General features: G+C 54.4%; 1 pseudogene. It reads left to right on the top strand.

The features are described from left to right. Window positions 1-18 precede the first annotated feature (18 nt). Window positions 19-264, top strand: a pseudogene (locus tag ETV65_RS24770) (cytochrome c); the annotation flags it as partial. Window positions 265-465 lie beyond the last annotated feature (201 nt).

Genomic DNA, 465 nt, shown 5'->3' with positions numbered 1-465 from the left:
ATGTAGATAGGTCTCGTGGGCTCGTATGTCGGTCAGTTAGATGATCAGCAGATTGCTGACATCTCCAACTACGTGCTGAAAAACTACGGCAATGCGGCCATTCAGGTCAGCGCACATGATGTCGCGGTGTTACGTGCAGGCGGTCCGGTGACATTACTGGCGAAACTGCAACCGTTTATGGCTCCTGCAATGGTGGCTGGCGTGATTGTTCTGCTGGTGCTGATTTTCTGGCTTGGCCGGAAACGCAAAACCAAAGCAGCGTAATCCGTACACTGAAATGCAAAACGGCCCTGTTTGGGCCGTTTTTTATATGCGGATCTGAAAACTAACCGCGCCCGACCAGCGGCATGGCGCTCGCCATTACGGTCATGGTCAGCACGTTAGTGTCGAGCGGTAAACCGGCCATAAACGCCACCGCCTCACCGACGCGCTCCACCGGGATTACCGGTTCCTCAGCGATATGTC

The organism is Rahnella sp. RFA10(1/100) (assembly GCF_004195115.1).
Classification (GTDB): Bacteria; Pseudomonadota; Gammaproteobacteria; order Enterobacterales; family Enterobacteriaceae; genus Rahnella; species Rahnella perminowiae.
The sequence above is the reverse complement of the archived record's forward strand: the minus strand, read 5'-3'. Positions and strand labels throughout refer to the sequence as shown.